The organism is Azoarcus sp. KH32C (genome assembly GCF_000349945.1).
GTDB lineage: Bacteria > Pseudomonadota > Gammaproteobacteria > Burkholderiales > Rhodocyclaceae > Aromatoleum.
On sequence record NC_020516.1, the window covers coordinates 3,785,064 to 3,803,149 of the forward strand.

The following is an 18,086-nucleotide window of genomic DNA, read 5'->3' on the forward strand; positions in this document are numbered from 1 at the left end:
ATGCGCGCAATGCTTCTGGATGCCTCCCATTCGCCGCTGCGGCTCGCGGAGCTCGCCCGCCCCCAGCCGGGCGCCGGCGAAATTCTGCTGAAAGTCGAGGCCTGCGGCGTGTGCCGCACGGACCTTCACCTGGTCGATGGCGAGCTGCCGAACCCGCGGCTGCCCATCGTGCCGGGCCACGAGATCGTCGGGCGGGTGGTCGCGCTTGGCGAAGGTGTGCACGACGTCGCCATCGGGCAGCGCGTCGGCGTCCCCTGGCTCGGCTGGACCTGCGCGAGCTGCGAATATTGCCGCCGCGGCCAGGAAAACCTCTGCGACTCGGCGCGCTTCACCGGTTATCAGATCAACGGCGGCTATGCGGAATACACCGTCGCCGACCATCGCTTCTGCTTTCCCCTTCCCGAATCGCAATCCGCAGCGGAGCTCGCGCCGCTGCTCTGCGCCGGGCTGATCGGCTACCGCGCCTTGCGCATGGCGGGCGACGCGCGCCGAATCGGCATCTACGGCTTCGGCGCGGCCGCCCATATCCTCGCCCAGGTGCTCGCTTTTCAAGGCCGAGAGTTCTTCGCGTTTACCCGGGCGGGCGACACCGAGAGCCAGGATTTCGCGCGGCAACTCGGTGCCGCGTGGGCAGGACGCTGGGACGAGCCTCCTCCGGCCTTGCTGGACGCCGCCCTCATCTTCGCGCCGGCCGGCGAACTCGTCCCCGCGGCGCTGCTCCGCGTCAGGAAGGGCGGAACGGTCGTCTGTGCCGGGATCCACATGAGCGACATTCCGTCCTTCCCCTACAGCCAGTTGTGGGGCGAACGGGTCCTGAGATCGGTCGCAAACCTGACGCGCGAGGACGGCCAGCTTTTTTTGAGTATTGCTGCGCAGGCGCCGATCCACACACACATCCAGCCCTTTGCGCTCGAGCACGCCAACGAAGCGCTCGATGCACTCCGCAAGGGGAAGATCCAGGGAGCCGCGGTGCTGGTGCCGACTTGAATCGGGGCGCACACTCTTCTTCGTCGGAGGCCAAAATCAAGCATGCCCTGGAACCCGGAACGCTATCCCCCGGCAATGCAGCATCTCTCCCCGCCGGTGCGGCAGAAGGCCATCGAGATTGCCAATGCATTGCTCGAACAGGGCTACGACGAGGGGAAGGCCATCCGGATCGCGATCGCGAAGGCCAAGGAATGGGCATGGCACCACCGCGCAGGAGGTCCTTGAATCTCCGGGCGTCGCGAGCGCGGCACTGACAAGCATCAATGCGGGCCGGCGCGTCCGGAGCTAATCTGAAAATGTGATGGGCGGCTCGGAGACTGTCATGAACGTCACCTTCTTTGGGGCAACCCGTGAAGTCACCGGCTCCTGTTTTCTCGTACAGACCGGACACTGGCGGATACTCGTCGATTGCGGCCTGATCCAGGGCAGCCGCGAACACGAGCGTCACAACCGCGCGCCCTTCCCCTTCTCGCCCCGGGATCTCGACGCAGTGGTCCTTACGCATGCCCACCTGGACCACTCCGGACGACTCCCCCTCCTCGTAAAGCAAGGCTTCGACGGGCCGATCTTCACCCAACGCGCCACCGTCGACCTGTGCGCGATCATGCTGGAGGATGCGGCCTACCTGCAGGAGAGGGAAGCCGAGTGGGAGAATCGAAAACGGAAGAATCCGCAACAGCGGGAGATCGAGCCGCTCTACGACACTGACGACGCGCGGCGAACCCTGAAGTCTTTCGTTCCCCTCGAATACCGGACACCGACCGAGATCCTCGGCGGCGTAGTGCTGACGCTCCGCGATGCGGGTCACATTCTGGGTTCCAGCATTGCCGAGTTGTCGCTCCGCGACGGCAATTCGTCCCGCACGGTGGTTTTTACGGGCGACCTGGGCCACCGCGACGCGCCGATCCTGTGCGACCCCGAACCGGTCGACAAGGCCGATCTGGTGGTCATGGAAAGCACCTACGGCGACCGCCTTCACCGCCCCTGGAACGAAACCTGGGCAGAGATCGGCGAGATCGTTCGCCGCGCCGACAGCGGGCGCGGCAACATCCTCGTTCCGGCCTTCGCCGTCGGCCGTACCCAGGAGCTGCTTTATACCTTCCATCAACATTTCGACGAATGGAAGCTCGGGAAATGGCAGATCTTTCTCGACAGCCCGCTGGCGATCCAGGCAACGGAGGTCTACGCCCGTCACGACAAGCTCTACGACGTCGATGCGCGACGGTGGCAGGCCAGGGGCGCGCAACCGTTTCACCTGCCCAACCTGAAAATCAGCCGCAGTACCGAGGACTCGATGCGGATCAACGAGATCGATTCGGGCGCCATCATCATTGCCGGAAGCGGAATGTGCACGGGAGGCCGAATCAGGTATCACCTGAAGTACAACCTCTGGCGGGAGAGCGCTCACGTCATGATCATCGGCTTCCAGGCCGCCGGCACGCTCGGGCGCGCACTGGTCGACGGGGCGCGGCACGTTCATCTATGGGGCGAGGAGGTCGAGGTGAAAGCGCACATCCACACGATCGGCGGCCTCTCCGCCCACGCCGACCAGGACGGGCTCGTCCAATGGTACGGTCGGATCAAGGGACACCCGCCGGTCGTCCTCGTGCATGGCGAGCCGCAGGCGATGGACACGCTGCAGCAGCGACTGCAGGCGACGTTTCATTCACCGGTGACCGCCGCCAGCTTCATGCAGGTCGTTCCCCTGTAAGCAGCAGCCGGGCGAGCTAGCGCCACATCGCCCGCATGCGGGCGGCGAGATCGACGGCGGCGACCGGCGCGGCGGCGGCCCCGTCCTCGCCGGCCTTCGGCGGCGGCCAGGCCATGCTCTCGAAGTGCGACACGATCGAATTCGGGATGAAGCGGCTGCGGCTGCCATACACGTGACGGTCGCCCATGCGCGATTGGCCGGAGGTGTAGAAGCGCTGCGGCACGATGAGGTCGAGGTGGTCCTTCGCGCGCGTCATCGCGACGTAGAGCAGGCGCCGCTCTTCCTCGATCTCTTCGCTGCTGCCGGTCGCGAGATCCGACGGCAGGCAGCCGTCGACGACGTTGAGGATCGTCACCGCGGGCCACTCCTTGCCCTTTGCCGAATGGATCGTCGACAGGATCAGGTAGTCCTCGTCGAGGAGCGGCACGCCGGCCTGATCGCTCGTTGCATCGGGCGGATCGAGCGTGAGTTCGGTGAGGAAGCGTTCGAGGCCCGGGTAGGTCGCGGCGATGCGCGCGAGCTGGTCGATGTCGCCCTGGCGGATCGCGGCGTCGTCGTAGATCCGCGAAAGGGGTTCCTCGTACCAGCGGCACACGGCCTCGAAGCTCGCGGGCCAGGGCGCGCCACGCTGGGCGAGGTTTTCGACAAGCGTCACGAGTTCCTGCCAGCCTTGGGCGGCGCCTTCCGGGACCGGCTGCTCGGCGAGCAGCGCGCAGCCGGCGGGCGCGGCGACGACGTTGTCGAGGACGCGTGCCGCGGTCTTCGGGCCGATGCCGGCGAGGAGCTGCAGCGCACGGAAGCCGGCGACGCGGTCGCGCGGATTCTGCGCCCAGCGCAGCACCGCCAGCACGTCCTTGACGTGTGCGGCTTCGAGGAACTTCAGGCCGCCAAACTTCACGTAGGGGATGTTGCGGCGGGTCAGCTCTACCTCCAGCCGCGCGCTGTGATGCGAGGCGCGGAAAAGCACGGCCTGGGACTTGAGCTTGATGCCCGCTTCGCGCCGCTCCAGCGCCTGCTCGACGATGAAGTTCGCCTGCTCGGCGTCTTCCTTCACCGTCACGAGGCGGGGACGCTGCGAGGAGGTGCGCTCGCTCCACAAGTCCTTGCTGAAGCGTTCCTTCGCGCGGGCGATGACGGCGTTGGCGGCGGCGAGGATGGGTTGCGTCGAACGATAGTTGCGGTCCAGCGTCACTTGGCGCGCGGGCGGCGTGAAGTGGCTGGGAAAGTCGAGGATGTTGCGCACCGTCGCGCCGCGGAAGGCGTAAATCGACTGAGCATCGTCGCCGACGACCGTCAGCCCGCGCCCGTCGGGTTTGAGCGCGTGCAGGATCGACGCCTGCAGACGGTTGGTGTCCTGGTATTCGTCGACGAGGATGTGCGTGAAGCGCTCGCCGAGCTCCTGCGCGAGCGAGGGCTCGGCGACCATCTGCGACCAGTAGAGCAGCAGGTCGTCGTAATCGAGCACCTGCTGCGCCTGCTTGGCCTCGACGTAGCCGAGGAAGAGGCGCTGCAGGTCGGCCTGCCACATCGCGCACCACGGAAAGGACTGCAGCAGCAGCGCGGCCATCTCGGCCTGGGTGTTCACGGCGGCCGAATAGATCGAAAGACAGGTGCCCTTCATCGGGAAGCGCTTGGTCTTCGCCGAAAAGCCGAACTCGTGGCGGACGATGTTCATCAGGTCGGCCGAGTCCTCGCGGTCGTGGATCGTGAAGCCGGGATCGAGCCCGATGCGCCCCGCGTAGTCGCGCAGCAGCTTCGCGCCGACGCTGTGGAAGGTGCCCGCCCAGGGCAGCTCGACCTCCCCCATCCCGGGCCGGCCTGCGGTCGCCTGGCGGACGATGCGCGTGACGCGGCGGATCATCTCGTCGGCCGCGCGCCGCGAGAAGGTCAGCAACAGGATGCGGCTCGGGTCCGCGCCATTGACGATCAGGTGTGCGACGCGGTGCGCGAGCGTGTTGGTCTTGCCCGAGCCGGCACCCGCAATCACCAGCAGCGCGCCGTCCTCCGGCCCTGCGGTGTCGCCGATCCCGAAGCGCACCGCCTCCCGCTGGGCGTCGTTGAGGCGGGACAGGTAATGGCCGGCTTCGGCCTGGTCGGAACTGGACATGGATTAAGAGAAACGGGCTGGGAGGCGCTGCGCGAACGAGCGGGAGGAATCGTATATTTATATACAGTCAACCCGCAGGGAGCAAGCGCTTGTGTCGGGGCAGGCCCGGTGTCGAATGTCACAGAACGTGAAAACTTTGAGAGCCCATCTCCGCTCGGACTATGCATAGTCATTGGTTGGGAGCTGACCATGAACTCATTCAACAGGCAAACGGCGGTACGGATTGCGGTCGTCAGCGCGCTGCTCGCGGCTCTGGCCAGTCCTGTCGCCTGGTTCGTCACGTACAAGCGTGCCGAGGATGGAACGGTATGGCTTGCAATCGACGAGTCACGCCGCCTGCTGCATCATTTCGGCGCTCATGACCTGACCGGCCCGGATGCAGGCGACAACGCCCGCAAGGCGGCGGATGTCCTTGCGGGGGGACTCTTCGACATTGCCGAAATCTACGACCAGGAGGGACTGAAGCTCGCTCACGCAATGACCGAGGAGGGCGAAGCGGTTGAACAACAACTGCCCTCGCACGCTCGCCCCACTTACCTTGCGGGTTTTCACGAGAGCTTCAGACTCGACGACAAGCGTTGGGTATTGCGGGTTTTCGTACCGCTGCGAGGGGCCGTCGACGTGGATCGGATCACTGGATACTTCGAAGGCGTTCGCGTCGTTCCCCCGTGGCTGCGCGAGCAACTGCGTGCCAATGCGTTCAGCGCTGCCCTGATGGTCGGGCTCGCCTCGCTGCTGTGCGGCAGCGCAATTTATCCCGTCGTCGTTCGCCTGTCGACCGAAAACGAGCGCAAGGCCCGCGAAATCCTCGATTCGCACCTCTCGATGATGGAAGCGCTCGGGCGCGCTATCGCGATGCGGGATTCCGATACCGGCGCCCACAATTTTCGGGTTGCCTGGATTGCCGCATGCATCGGCGAACAGCTCGGCCTGCGCGGCAGGGCGATGCAGTCCTTGATCGTCGGCAGCTTTCTGCACGACATCGGCAAGATCAGCATTCCCGATGCGATTCTGCTCAAACCGGGCAAGCTCGCCCCCGAAGAGAGCGAAATCATGCATACGCACGTGGCGCGCGGCGAGGAGATTGTTTCCGGCATCGGATGGCTGGAGGACGCCAACGCGGTTGTCGCGGCCCATCACGAAAAGTGGGACGGTTCGGGTTACCCGCGCAGACTGTCGGGCGACGACATCCCGCTTGCCGCGCGCATATTTGCCGTGGCGGACGTCTTCGATGCGCTCAGTTCCAGACGACCCTACAAAGAGCCGATGAGCTTCGAGACCACGATGTCGATCCTGGAGGCGGACACCGGGAGCCATTTCGACCCGCATGTGATGGCTGCCTTCCGCCCCCTCTCCCGCAAAGTGTTCAACACCCTTGACCAGTGTGACGAGGGGGATGTCCGGCGGCTGCTGGAAGATCGGGTTCGGTTTCATTTCGGCATCTAATGCCAGAAGCGAGAAGAACCGACAGTCCTCCAAAACCTTAACCGGACGGTCAGCGCCCGTCCTCGTTCTCCGCCGGATCATAGGGGATGACGTTTTCCTGTTCGGCCGGATCGTTTCGGGCCACGATCGCACGCGCGGGCATGCTGTCGCTGAGGTTGATCGCCTGGTGCGGCACATCCGGCGGGATGAAAAGGAACTCGCCGGCACTGCTGACGACGCGTTCGGTCAGTCCCGGCCCGTAGCGCGTCTCGACGCTGCCTTCGAGCACGTAGATGCCGGTCTCGTAGCCGCGATGGCTGTGCGCGGCCGCGACGCCACCGGGCGGGATCACGACCATGTGCATCGACAGGCCGCGACTGCCGACCGTCTCCCCGGAAATCCCGACGAAATACGGCAGGCGCTGGCGGGTGACGATTTCGCGGTCGGGGCGCACCGCGACGACGGTCGGTGATGAGGGCGTGTTGTCACTCGGCATGGGAATCTCCTGCCCGACACTGCGGCGGATCGGCCGCGACTCCATCAGCCTAGTTCGCGGACAGCGCCGCGTCGAGATGAGAAAGAAAGCCGGCTCGGTGGATCGCTTGATACTCAATCACCAAGCCGGACAAGACTCCGGCGATCAGAGGAGGAGGGAGAGAGCTCGCTGGCGCCGAAGAGGGAGGAGATGAATCAAGTGACGGACGGCTCAGACGCGTTCGAGCACGAGCGCGAGCCCCTGCCCCACGCCGATGCACAGGCTGACCACCGCGTAGCGGCCGTTGCGACGCTGCAGTTCGCGCGCGGCGGTGAGCACGAGGCGCGCACCGGAGGCGCCGAGCGGATGCCCGAGCGCGATCGCGCCGCCATTGGGATTCACGCGCGGGTCGTCGTACGCGACCTTCATCAGCTTCAGGCAGGCGAGCATCTGCGACGCGAAGGCTTCGTTGATCTCGATGAGGTCGAGGTCGGCGAGCTTGAGCCCGGCGCGTTCGAGCGCCTTGGGAATCGCGAAGGCCGGGCCGACGCCCATGATGCGCGGCTCGACGCCCGCGGCCGCCCCGGCGAGGATGCGCGCGATCGGCTTCACACCGACGCGCTCGCCGACGGCGGCGTTGCCGAGGAGCAGCGCCGCGGCCCCGTCGTTGATGCCCGAGGCGTTGGCGGCGGTGACGACGCCACCGTCGAAGAGCGGCCGCATTTTCGCTAGCGTCTCATAGGTCGTCTCGGGGCGCGGATGTTCGTCCTCGGCGACGACGACGGGCGGGGTCTTGCGGCCGGTCGGGACGCTGATCGGCAGGATCTCGTCTTCGAAGAAACGGGCTTCGCGCGCGGCGGCGTACTTCATCTGCGAGGCGGCGGCGAAGCGGTCGCACTCCTCGCGCGAGATGCCGAACTCGGCCGCGACGTTGTCGCCGGTCTCGGGCATCGTGTCGTTGCCGTATTGCTCGATGACTTGCGGATTCGGGAAACGTGCGCCGATCGTCGAATCGAAGACCTTGAACTCGCGGCTGTAGGGCGACTCGGCCTTGCCGACGACGAAGGGCGCGCGGCTCATGCTCTCGACGCCGCCGGCGAGGTACAGCTCGCCTTCTCCGCAGCTGATCGCGCGGGCGCTGTCGAGCACCGCGGCGAGGCCGCTCGCGCACAGGCGGTTGACGGTCTGGCCCGGCACCGTGGGCGGCAGGCCCGCGGCGAGCAGCGCGTTGCGCGCGACGTTGCGGCTGTCCTCGCCGGCCTGGGAGGTGCAGCCGAGGATCACGTCCTCGATCTGCTCGGCGCGGAAGGGCGAGCGCGCGACGAGTTCGCGCATCACGGTGGCGATGAGGTCGTCGGGACGGACGGCGGCGAGCTTGCCGGCATGGCGGCCGAAGGGCGAGCGCAGGCCATCGTAGATATAGGCGTCGAGCATGGTGTCTCCTCTGTTATGGACGCAGGGTCATTCTTCGGGCGTCAGCAGCGACACGCCGAGGCGGGCGCGGCGGACGAGCCAGGGACTGGGGCGGTAGCGGGGATCGCGATAGAAGTCGTGCATCGCATCGAGGATCGCGAGCACGGTCGACGCGCCCAGGGCGTCACCCATCGCGAGCGGCCCTTTCGGGTAGCCGAGGCCGAGCGTGACGGCACGGTCGATGTCTTCCGGCGTCGCGACCCGCTGCTGAGCGATGTCGCAGCCGATATTGACGATGGTCGCGAGCACGCGCTGCACGACGAAGCCGGGGCTGTCGTTGATCACCGTGACCGGCGTGCCGTCGGCGGCGAAAAGGCCACGGGCGGCGTCCGCGGCGTCGCGGGTGGTGAGCGGCGTGCGCATCAACGTGCGGCGGCCGTCGAGGGCGAGCGGATCGAGCGCGAGCGTGCGTGCGGGGTCCAGCCCTTCGGCGAGTGCCGCGGTCGTGGCATCCTCGCCGAGCGGCAGCACGATGCACAGCGAATCCGCGCCGGGACGCTCGCCGCGGTCGCGCGGTGCGCCGAGCCGGTCGAGTAGCGCCTCCGCACGTTCGGCGGCGGGCTCGTTGCGACGGCTCAGCCAGATCGGCGTCGCCGTCTTCGGTGGTAGAGCCTCCTCGGCCACCGACTCGGCCTTGCCGTCCCGATAGACGTAGAAGCCCCGCCCGCTCTTGCGTCCAAGGAGCCCGGCGGCAAGACGCTGGCGCGTGATCGGCGATGGCCGGAAGCGCGGTTCCTGGTAGTACTGGTCGTAGATCGACTCCATCACGGGGTGCGACACATCGAGCCCGGTAAGGTCGAGCAGTTCGAACGGCCCCATGCGGAAGCCCGCGGCTTCGCGGAGGATGCGGTCGATGTCGGCGAAACCGGCGATACCTTCGCCGAGGATGCGCAGCGCTTCGGTGCCGAAACCGCGTCCGGCGTGGTTCACGATGAAACCCGGCGAGTCCTTCGCGCGCACGGGCGTGTGGCCCATGCGTCGCGCAAGCGCCATCAGCGCGTCGCCGGCCGACGGCTCGCTCAGCGCGCCGTCGATGACCTCGACGATCTTCATCAGCGGCACCGGGCTGAAGAAATGGAAGCCCGCGACACGCTCTGGGATGCGGCAGGCCGCCGCGATCGCCGTCACCGACAACGACGAGGTGTTCGTCGCAAGGATGCAGCGCTCGCCGACCACCTCCTCCAGACGCTGGAAAAGCCCGCACTTGGCTTCGAGGTTCTCGCTGATGGCCTCGACGACGACGTTGCAGTCCGCCAGCGCGTCGAGCGACTCGGCGATTCCGAGGCGCGCGGTCGCCGCATGCGCATCGTCAGTGGAAATTTTTCCCTTCCCGGCAAGTGTCGCGAGCGTTTGCGCGATCGCATCGCGCGCTTCGCCCGCAGCTTCCGGCCGCACATCATGCAGCAGCACACGCATGCCACCCTGCACCGCGATCTGCGCGATGCCACGCCCCATCAGGCCGGTGCCGACGACACCGAGCAGGAGATCGTTACGGTTCGCATCGAACATTGTCATTGCCCCACATATTCCGGTTTGCGCTTGTCGAGGAAGGCGCGCATGCCTTCCTTCTGGTCCGAGCTGGCAAAGAGCAACTGGAATGCCTTGCGTTCGAGGGCCAACGCACTGTCGAGCGACGCGTCCTGGCCGGCGAGCACGACTTCCTTGATCTGCATGACGGCGAGCGGCGGCAGCGCGGCGATCTCGGCGGCGAGTTCCAGCGCGCGGGCCTGCACCTGTTCATCGGCGACGACCTCGCTCGCAAGCCCCATCTCGAGCGCTTCGCGCGCGCCGACCGGCTGCCCCGTGAGCACCATCTTCATCGCGCGGAACTTGCCCACCGCGCGCGTCAGCCGCTGCGTTCCGCCGGCGCCAGGCATGATGCCGATGCGCACCTCGGGCTGGCCGAAGGCCGCGCCCTCGCCCGCGACGATGATGTCCGCGTGCATCGCGAGCTCGCAGCCGCCGCCGAGCGCAAGGCCGTTGACCGCGGCGATCACGGGCTTCGGACAGTCGGCGATGGCCTGCCACAGGCGATGCGTGTTACGCAGCATCATCTCGACGGCGCTGCGTTCGGACAGGTCGCGAATGTCCGCACCGGCCGCGAACACCTTATCGGAGCCCGTCAATACCACGCAACGCACCTCCGGATCCGCCCCGAGCTGGTCGAAGGCGGCCGCGAGCTGCATGCGCGTTTCCTGATTCAGCGCATTACGTGCCTCCGGCCGATTCAGCCGGATCAGCGCGATCCGTTCCAAAGGCCGCTCAATGACCACACTCATCGCGATTACTCCCATCCTGGACGCCCGATACGAGGGCACGCTTCCAAGATAGCAAGACCTCAATATTTAAGTCAATATATTTACTTATTTAGCCAGAAAGCCGATCCGCGACATTGCCGGAATCAGCGAAAACTCACGGGATACTCCATCGCCGGCACCCGGCCCTTGACGCGGCCATTTATATCAATACTATGACCTATTAGAGCGAAAGATTGGGCGCCCTGCAGCCTCACTTGCGAAAGCATACGCCCAATTTGTTCTAAATCAAATTTTTTGCCCTACATCGTTCGCCACGGAGACCGCCATGAACCCACCCCGCGTATTTGCCATCGACGGCGTCGTGCCGGTCGTCCATCCGAGCGCCTATGTCCACCCGTCGGCCGTGCTGATCGGCGATGTCATCGTCGGCCCCGGCTGCTACGTCGGCCCCTGCGCGAGCCTGCGCGGGGACTTCGGCCGGCTGATCCTCGAAGCCGGCGTCAACGTCCAGGACACTTGCGTGATCCACAGCTTTCCCGAGCACGACACGGTCGTGCATGAGAACGGCCACATCGGTCATGGCGCCGTGCTGCACTGCTGCACGATCGAGCGCAACGCACTGGTCGGCATGAACGCGGTCGTGATGGACAACGCGGTGATCGGCGAGAACTCCTTCGTTGCGGCCTGCAGCTTCGTCAAGGCGGGCATGGTCGTGCCGTCGAATTCGCTCGTCGCGGGCGTGCCGGCGAAAGTCGTGCGCGCCCTGACCGAGCAGGAGATGGCGTGGAAGGTCCAGGGCACGGGCATCTACCAGAACCTCGCGGTGCGCTGCCTGGAGACGATGGTCGAGACCGATGCGCTCGTCGCGGTCGAAACGAACCGCAAGCGCATCGTGATGCCGCAGATCGTGCCGCTGAGCGAACAGAAGCGGCGAACGTAAAAAAGCCGGCCTGATGCGTGAGCATCAGGCCGGAGCAAACACCGGCGGGCGAGGGAGAAAGCGGAGATGCCCGCCGGAGGCGCGTCCGATCAGCGCAACGCGCCGTCCGGACCCGCAGAAGACGGATGGAACACGGCGAACTCGGGGAGCGGCGCGCGTTCCGTGACGGCGGCCCGCATGCCGGGCCGGATCGCTCAGCGCCGGATCATGCGCAGCGCGTTCATTCGCCCGCATCCCGGATCATGTTGCGCGCGATCACGAGTTGCTGGATCTGGCTCGTGCCTTCGAAGATGCGGAACAGGCGCACGTCGCGGTAGAAGCGTTCGATGCCGTATTCGGCGAGGTAGCCGGCGCCGCCGAAGATCTGCACCGCACGATCGGCGACGCGGCAGCACATCTCGGAGGCGAAGAGCTTGGCGCACGCGGCTTCTGTGCCGACGTCCTGCCCTTCGTCGCGACGCCGGGCGGCATCCACGACCATGCTTCGCGCAGCGTAGATCTCGGCCTTGCTGTCGGCGAGCATCGCCTGGATCAGCTGGAACTCGGCGATCGGCTTGCCGAACTGCTTGCGCTCCATCGCGTAACGCAGCGCATCGCCGAGCATGCGTTCGGCGACGCCGACGCAGATCGCAGCGATGTTGATGCGGCCCTTGTCGAGCACCTTCATCGCGGTCTTGAAGCCGACCTCCTCGCGCCCGCCGATCAGGTTGACGGCCGGCACGCGGCAGTCCTCGAAGATCACGTCGCAGGTATGGGCGCCCTTCTGGCCCATCTTCTTGTCGATCTGGCCGAGCGACAGGCCCGGCGTACCCTTCTCGACGATGAACGCGGAGATGCCATGAGCCCCTTTCGCGTTGGGATTCGTGCGCGCCATCACCGTGAAGATGCCCGCTTCGGGCGCGTTGGTGATGTAGCGCTTGGTGCCGTTCAGCACGTAATGGTCGCCGTCGCGGCGCGCCGTCGTGCGCAGGCTGCCGGCATCGGAACCGGCGTCCGGCTCGGTGAGCGCGAAGGAGCCGATGATCTCGCCGGACGCGAGACGCGGCAGATAGTCGCGCTTCTGCTCGGGCGTGCCGTCGATGACGATGCCCTGCGCGCCGATGCCGTTGTTGGTCGCGAACAGCGAACGGAAGCACGGCGAGGTCTGGCCGATCTCGAAGGTCGCGAGGACCTCCTCCTCCATCGTCAGCCCCATGCCGCCGAATTCCTCGGGAATCGACAAGCCGAACAGGCCCAGTTCCTTCATCTCGTCGACCAGTGCCGGCGGAATCTGGTCGGTCTCGGCGACGTGCGCCTCCTGCGGCACGAGGCGCTCGCGCACGAAGCGCGAAATCGTGTCGAGAAGAATGTTGAGTGTCTCCTGGTCGCGGATCATGTCGTTTCCCTCTCCGGTGTTGCGATTGCGTGTGCTCTTGGGTTCCCCGCTCCGCCGCCCGGCGATCACCACCGGGCGACGGAGTCGGAAGGTGCTTACTTCACGTGCTTGCGGAACTCGGGCTTCCTCTTCTCGCGGAACGCATTGCCGCCCTCGGCCGATTCGGCCGTCTCGTAATAGAGCTTGAGCGCGTGCATCGCGAGACCGCCCATGCCGCGGATCATCTCGGTGTCGACGTTGAAGGACTTCTTCGCCAGTGCGATCGCGGTCGGGCTCTTCTCGACGATCTCGTCGCACCACTTCTTCACTTCGGCGTCGAGCTGGTCGTGCGGCACGACGGCATTCACGAGGCCCATCGCGAGCGCTTCCTGCGCGGTGTAGCGGCGGCACAGGTACCAGATCTCGCGCGCCTTCTTCTCGCCGACGACGCGCGCCAGCAGCGCGGTGCCGAAGCCGGGGTCGACCGAACCGACACGCGGGCCAGCCTGGCCGAGCTGGGCGCGGTCGGATGCGATCGCGAGGTCGCAGATCGTCACGAGCACGTTGCCGCCGCCGATGGCGTAGCCATTCACGCGGGCGATCACCGGCTTGGAAATGTCGCGGATCGCGCTCTGCACTTCCTCGATCGGCAGGCCGATCACGCCGCGGCCGCCGTAGCCGCCGTCCTGCGTGCCCTGGTCGCCACCGGTGCAAAAGGCCTTGTCGCCGGCGCCGGTCAGCACGACTACGCCGATGCTGCGGTCGAAGTCCGCGTCCTTCAGCGCGTGGATCATCTCCTCGCAGGTCTGGGCGCGGAAAGCGTTGTATTGGGCCGGACGGTTGATCGTGATGGTCGCGATGCCGTCTTCCTTGGTGTAGAGAATGTCCTGGTATTCCATGATTTTTCCTCCTGGATGTCTTGAAAGTCGTGGTCAGCCGGCCATCGTCAGACCGCCTGACACGCTGATCACCTGACCGGTGATGAACGCGGCGTCGTCGCTGGCGAGGAAGGCCACCGCGCCCGGCAGGTCGCCCGGCTGGCCGAGGCGGCCGAAGGGCACCGCGCGAGTGAAGGCGGTGCGCAGCTTCTCGCCACGCTCGCCTTCGCCGCAGATGTCATCGAGCAGCGGCGTGTCGGTCGGGCCGGGACACACGACGTTGATGTTGATCTGCTGACGGGCGACTTCGCGGGCCAGCGTCTTCGAGAACGAGATCAGGCCGCCCTTGCAGAACGAATACACGGCCTCGCCCGACGAACCGACGCGGCCGGCATCCGACGCGACGTTGATGACGCGACCGTGACCACGCTCGCGCATGCCCTTCACCACCGCGTGGTGCATGTACAGCGCGCCGTAGAGGTTGATCGCGACGATCTTGTCCCACAGCGGCTTTTCCGTATCGAGGAAATTGCCGACCTTGTCCCAGCCGGCGTTGTTCACCAGCACATCGACCGGGCCGACTTCGGCTTCGACCGCCGTCACCGCCGTGATCACCGAGTCCTGGCTCGTCAGATCCACCGCGAACGCGCGCGCCTTGCCGCCCTTCGCCTGGATCTCCGCGGCGACGGCGGCAGCCGCTTCGCGATTGATATCGAGCACCGCGACTGCCGCGCCGTCCTCGCCGAAGCGACGGCAGATCGCCGAGCCGATGCCGCCGGCGCCGCCGGTGACGATCACCACTTTTCCGTTGATTCCTCTCATGCTGCTTTCCTCCTGTTGGATGACATCAAACTGTTGGCCCATTGCATTCGGGCCGTGCTTTGAGATTCAATGAGGCCCCTTTCAACCGCTCCGACGCCTCGATGACCGACCTTCCCGACGATCAGGACGCTGCATCCATCGAGATCGCCAACCGGCTGTTCTTCCGTTTCTTCCAGGCCGCCAACACGCTGCACACCAAGGGCACGCAGGCGCTCGACGCGTTCGGCGTGACGACGCAGCAGTGGTCCGTACTCGGCGCGCTGTCTCGCGAACAGGTCACCGGCGGCATGGGCATCGGCGAGCTGTCGCGCTTCCTGCTGATGAGCCGCCAGAACCTCACCGGCCTGCTCACCCGCCTCGAACGCGACGGGCTGATCGAGCGCGCGACGAGCACCGAAGACCGCCGCTCGCGCAAGATCCGGCTCAGCCCGAAGGGCCGCGAGCTGTGGGTCGCGCTGCAGAAGCCGATCCATGATTTCTACGACGGTGCACTGAAGGGCTTCTCCTTCGACGACCGCCTGCAGTTCATCCATTACGTGAGCCTCCTGCAGCGGAACATGGCCAAGCTCTAGATCTGATGGGCCGCGAGCTTTTCGCGGCCGATGATCATCTTCATGATGTTCGCGGTGCCGTCGCCGATCTGCAGCCCCATGACATCTCGATAGCGCTGACCGAAGGCGTAGTCGCTCGCGTAGCCGCCGTGGCCGTGCGTGAGCAGGCACTGGTGGATGATTTCGCACGCGAGCTTGGGCGCCCACCACTTGCACATCGCGGCTTCCGCCGTATGCGGCAATCCCTGGTCCTTGAGCCACAGCGTCTTCAGGCATAGCGCGCGGCAGGCTTCGTACATCGTCTCGGCCTCCGCGAGCGGGAAGGTGACGCCCTGGAACGCGGCGATCTGCTTGCCGAAGGCTTCGCGCTCCTGCACGTAGCGCCAGGCCTCGTCGAGCGAGGCGCGCGCGACCCCCATGCACTGCAGGCCGATCAGCGCGCGGCTGTAGTCGAAGCCCTGCATCACCTGCACGAAACCCTGCCCCTCGTCGCCGAGCATCATCTCGGCGGACACCCGCACGTCGTCGAAGAAGATCGAGCCGCGCCCGACGGGCCGCGTGCCGATGTCGTCGAACGCGGTGCGCGTGATGCCGGGGAGGTCCATCGGGACGAGGAAGGCGCTGATGCCGCGGGCGCGGTCCTCGTCGGAGCCGGTGCGCGCGAAGACCACCGCGACGTCCGACTGCGTCGCCATCGAGATCGACGTCTTCTCGCCGTTCAGCACGAAGTCCTTGCCGTCGCGCGTCGCCTTGAGCTTGAGGCGCGCGGCGTCCGAGCCTGCGCTCGGCTCGGTCAGCGCGATCGCGATCGTCTTGCGCCCCGCGATCACCTGGCCGAGCCATTCCTTCGCGATATCCGGCCGCGCATGCCCGGCGACGATCTGGCCGCATAGCGAGGTCAGGAGATTGACGTACGACACGTTGAAGTCACCGTACGAGATCTGTTCGAGCAGCAGGCCGCTCGTGACGCAATCGACCCCCAGGCCGCCGTGCTCTTCGGGCAACTCCGGTCCGAGCAGACCCATTTCGCCCATCTCGCGGATCACTTCCCGCTCGATGCGCTCGGCCTTCTCACGCGCCTGATAGCCCGGCGCGAGGCGATTCTTCGCGAATTTTCCGGCAGTTTCGACAAGCGCCGACTGCTCGGGGCTGAGACTGAAATCCATCGCTGCACCTCCTTCGTATGCGATGGATCCATTCTAGAAAGCCCTTGGATAATTTGTCAATATATTGCTATATATTCCCATAGAGGGCTCGGCGGACGAAGGTCTCCGCCAGACGCAAAACGGCACTATCTCCCACATATATCGTCGCAACCCATCAGAACCATCGTCGCCGGATCGACTTGACTTAGGCTTTTTTAGACAATATGTTTACCAAAATACCGAACCCCCACCCAATGAGCGAGACACACGCAGCCGCCAGGCCGGCCTTTCCGGCGGCGCTGTTAACAGGAGGAAACTGATGAACTTCGACCCCGTACTGCTGCAGTCGCGCATGGCACCGATGAAGATCGCGGGCCTGTGGCGCGACGAGACGATCAAGGTCTTCATCGACCAGGCCCTCGCCCGATGCCCGGACAAGATCGCCGTCGTCGATTACCGCAAGGACGTCGCCGAGCCGCAGCGGCTCAGCTACCGCGAGCTCGCCGCCCGCGCCGACCGCATCGCGCGCAATCTCGCGGCGATGGGCGTCGGGCGCGGCGACGTCGTGACCTTCCAGTTGCCGAACTCGTGGGAATTCATCGCGCTGGCGCTCGCCTGCGCGCGCATCGGCGCCGCAGCGAACCCGGTGATGCCGATCTTCCGCCAGCACGAACTGAGCTTCATGCTCAACTTCGGCGAATCCAAAGTCTTCGTCGTGCCGAAGACCTTCCGCGGCTTCGACTACGAGGCGATGGCGCGCGAGCTGCTGCCGGCGCTGCCGCATCTGCGCCGCCTCGTCGTGGTCGGCGGTGACGGCGAGGATGGCTTCGAGCAGGCGCTGCTGCGCGACGAAGCGCCCCCGCTCACCGACCGTGGCATCGCGCCCGACGACGTACTGCTGCTGATGTACACCTCGGGCACGACCGGCGAGCCGAAGGGCGTAATGCACACCTCGAACACCCTCTTCTCGAACCTGCACGCCTACATCGAGCAGATGGAACTGACGAGTGCCGACATCGTGCTCGGCGCCTCACCGATGGCCCACCTCACCGGTTACGGCTATCTCGCGATGATCCCGCTGATCCTGAACTCGACGACCGTGCTGATGGACGTGTGGGACGCGAAACGCGCGCTCGAGATCGTCCGCCGCGAAGGCGTCACCTTCAGCATGGCCTCATCGGCCTTCGTCGCCGACATGTGCCTCGCGGTCGAGAACGGCGAAGCCACCTCACCGACCTTCACGAAGTTCAACTGCGCCGGCGCGCCGATCCCGCCGGTGCTGATCGAACGCGCCCACCGCGTGATGGGCCTCAAGATCAGCTCGGCCTGGGGCATGACCGAGTGCGGTGCGGTCACCGTCACGGAGCCCGCGCGCGCGCTCGAAAAATCCGGCGTCTCCGACGGCCGCCCCCTCACCGGCATCCAGCTGAAGATCGTCGATGCGGCCGGCGCGGAAGTGCCGCGCGGGGAAACCGGTTCGCTGCGGATCCGCGGCGCCTCGCTCTTCGCCGGCTACCTGAAGCGCCCTCAGCTCAATGCGACCTCCGACGACGGCTGGTTCGACACCGGCGATCTCGCCTTCGTCGACGACGAGGGCTACATGCGCATCAATGGCCGCGCGAAGGACATCGTGATCCGCGGTGGCGAAAACATCCCGGTGATGGAGATCGAGAACCTCCTCTACCAGCACCCTTCCGTGATGACTTGCGCGGTGGTCGGCTATCCCGACGCACGCCTCGGCGAACGCGCCTGCGCCTTCGTCTCGCTCAAGCCGGGAATGGCACTCACGCTCGACGACGTGCGCGCCTTCTTCGACGAACGCAAGGTCGCCCGTCAGTACTGGCCGGAACGGCTCGAACTCATCGACGACCTTCCCGCGACGCCGAGCGGCAAGGTGCAGAAATTCCGCCTACGCGAAATGGCGCGTCAATTCGCCGAAAAAGTATGAGCAAGGAACAAA

Annotated in this window: 16 protein-coding genes; 7 read left to right on the top strand and 9 right to left on the bottom strand. The window is 65.9% G+C overall.

Annotated elements, in window-relative coordinates; genetic code table 11:
- The 3 genes from AZKH_RS16855 (at position 1) to AZKH_RS16865 (ending at position 2,698) form a co-directional block, all read left to right on the top strand.
- Entirely contained in the window at positions 1 to 987 is a 987-nt protein-coding gene (locus AZKH_RS16855; protein ID WP_015436997.1) for a zinc-dependent alcohol dehydrogenase family protein, read from the top strand.
- A gap of 42 nt (positions 988 to 1,029) precedes the next feature.
- Positions 1,030 to 1,212, top strand: a complete 183-nt coding sequence (locus tag AZKH_RS16860; protein ID WP_015436998.1) for a hypothetical protein — start codon at positions 1,030 to 1,032, stop codon at positions 1,210 to 1,212.
- Positions 1,213 to 1,309: 97 nt separating this feature from the next.
- Entirely contained in the window at positions 1,310 to 2,698 is a 1,389-nt protein-coding gene (locus tag AZKH_RS16865) for an MBL fold metallo-hydrolase RNA specificity domain-containing protein (protein WP_041657462.1), read from the top strand.
- Between the two features lie 16 nt (positions 2,699 to 2,714).
- Here AZKH_RS16865 and AZKH_RS16870 read toward each other — a convergent pair whose 3' ends face one another.
- Positions 2,715 to 4,805, bottom strand: a complete 2,091-nt coding sequence (locus tag AZKH_RS16870; RefSeq protein ID WP_015437000.1) for an ATP-dependent helicase — start codon at positions 4,803 to 4,805, stop codon at positions 2,715 to 2,717.
- Here AZKH_RS16870 and AZKH_RS16875 point away from each other — a divergent pair.
- Complete coding sequence (locus AZKH_RS16875; protein ID WP_231874422.1) at positions 4,773 to 6,251, top strand: HD-GYP domain-containing protein; 1,479 nt, start codon at positions 4,773 to 4,775, stop codon at positions 6,249 to 6,251. The genes AZKH_RS16870 and AZKH_RS16875 overlap by 33 nt on opposite strands.
- A gap of 49 nt (positions 6,252 to 6,300) precedes the next feature.
- On the opposite strand, the gene AZKH_RS16880 is transcribed toward AZKH_RS16875, so the two are convergent.
- The 4 genes from AZKH_RS16880 to AZKH_RS16895 all read right to left on the bottom strand — a co-directional run bounded on the left by AZKH_RS16880 (position 6,301) and on the right by AZKH_RS16895 (position 10,457).
- Positions 6,301 to 6,726: a cupin domain-containing protein gene (locus AZKH_RS16880; RefSeq protein ID WP_041656318.1), complete on the bottom strand. Its 426-nt coding sequence runs from the start codon at positions 6,724 to 6,726 to the stop codon at positions 6,301 to 6,303.
- Positions 6,727 to 6,936: 210 nt separating this feature from the next.
- Positions 6,937 to 8,139, bottom strand: coding sequence for a 3-oxoadipyl-CoA thiolase (locus AZKH_RS16885; protein WP_015437003.1), 1,203 nt, complete (start codon positions 8,137 to 8,139; stop codon positions 6,937 to 6,939).
- Between the two features lie 27 nt (positions 8,140 to 8,166).
- Entirely contained in the window at positions 8,167 to 9,693 is a 1,527-nt protein-coding gene (locus AZKH_RS16890; protein ID WP_015437004.1) for a 3-hydroxyacyl-CoA dehydrogenase, read from the bottom strand.
- Positions 9,690 to 10,457 (bottom strand): enoyl-CoA hydratase, encoded by a 768-nt coding sequence (locus tag AZKH_RS16895; protein ID WP_156822122.1) that lies wholly within the window; start codon positions 10,455 to 10,457, stop codon positions 9,690 to 9,692. The genes AZKH_RS16890 and AZKH_RS16895 overlap by 4 nt, the downstream gene beginning before the upstream one ends.
- A 304-nt stretch (positions 10,458 to 10,761) precedes the next feature.
- Between AZKH_RS16895 and AZKH_RS16900 the strand changes: the two genes are divergently transcribed.
- Entirely contained in the window at positions 10,762 to 11,376 is a 615-nt protein-coding gene (locus AZKH_RS16900) for a transferase hexapeptide repeat family protein (RefSeq protein ID WP_015437006.1), read from the top strand.
- Positions 11,377 to 11,596: 220 nt separating this feature from the next.
- On the opposite strand, the gene AZKH_RS16905 is transcribed toward AZKH_RS16900, so the two are convergent.
- The 3 genes from AZKH_RS16905 to badH all read right to left on the bottom strand — a co-directional run bounded on the left by AZKH_RS16905 (position 11,597) and on the right by badH (position 14,430).
- On the bottom strand, positions 11,597 to 12,751 hold the full coding sequence (locus tag AZKH_RS16905; RefSeq protein WP_041656321.1) for an acyl-CoA dehydrogenase family protein: 1,155 nt from the start codon (positions 12,749 to 12,751) through the stop codon (positions 11,597 to 11,599).
- A 95-nt stretch (positions 12,752 to 12,846) separates the two neighbouring features.
- A complete protein-coding gene (gene badI / locus AZKH_RS16910) occupies positions 12,847 to 13,629 on the bottom strand; it encodes a 2-ketocyclohexanecarboxyl-CoA hydrolase (protein WP_015437008.1) in 783 nt (260 codons plus the stop codon).
- A 33-nt stretch (positions 13,630 to 13,662) separates the two neighbouring features.
- Positions 13,663 to 14,430: a 2-hydroxycyclohexanecarboxyl-CoA dehydrogenase gene (gene badH / locus AZKH_RS16915; protein ID WP_041656323.1), complete on the bottom strand. Its 768-nt coding sequence runs from the start codon at positions 14,428 to 14,430 to the stop codon at positions 13,663 to 13,665.
- A 101-nt stretch (positions 14,431 to 14,531) separates the two neighbouring features.
- Between badH and AZKH_RS16920 the strand changes: the two genes are divergently transcribed.
- Positions 14,532 to 15,002: a MarR family winged helix-turn-helix transcriptional regulator gene (locus AZKH_RS16920; protein WP_041656325.1), complete on the top strand. Its 471-nt coding sequence runs from the start codon at positions 14,532 to 14,534 to the stop codon at positions 15,000 to 15,002.
- On the opposite strand, the gene aliB is transcribed toward AZKH_RS16920, so the two are convergent.
- Positions 14,999 to 16,147: a cyclohexanecarboxyl-CoA dehydrogenase gene (gene aliB / locus AZKH_RS16925; RefSeq protein WP_015437011.1), complete on the bottom strand. Its 1,149-nt coding sequence runs from the start codon at positions 16,145 to 16,147 to the stop codon at positions 14,999 to 15,001. The two genes, AZKH_RS16920 and aliB, sit on opposite strands and share 4 nt — an antisense overlap.
- Before the next feature lie 298 nt (positions 16,148 to 16,445).
- Between aliB and aliA the strand changes: the two genes are divergently transcribed.
- On the top strand, positions 16,446 to 18,074 hold the full coding sequence (gene aliA, locus AZKH_RS16930) for a cyclohexanecarboxylate-CoA ligase (RefSeq protein ID WP_015437012.1): 1,629 nt from the start codon (positions 16,446 to 16,448) through the stop codon (positions 18,072 to 18,074).
- Positions 18,075 to 18,086 lie beyond the last annotated feature (12 nt).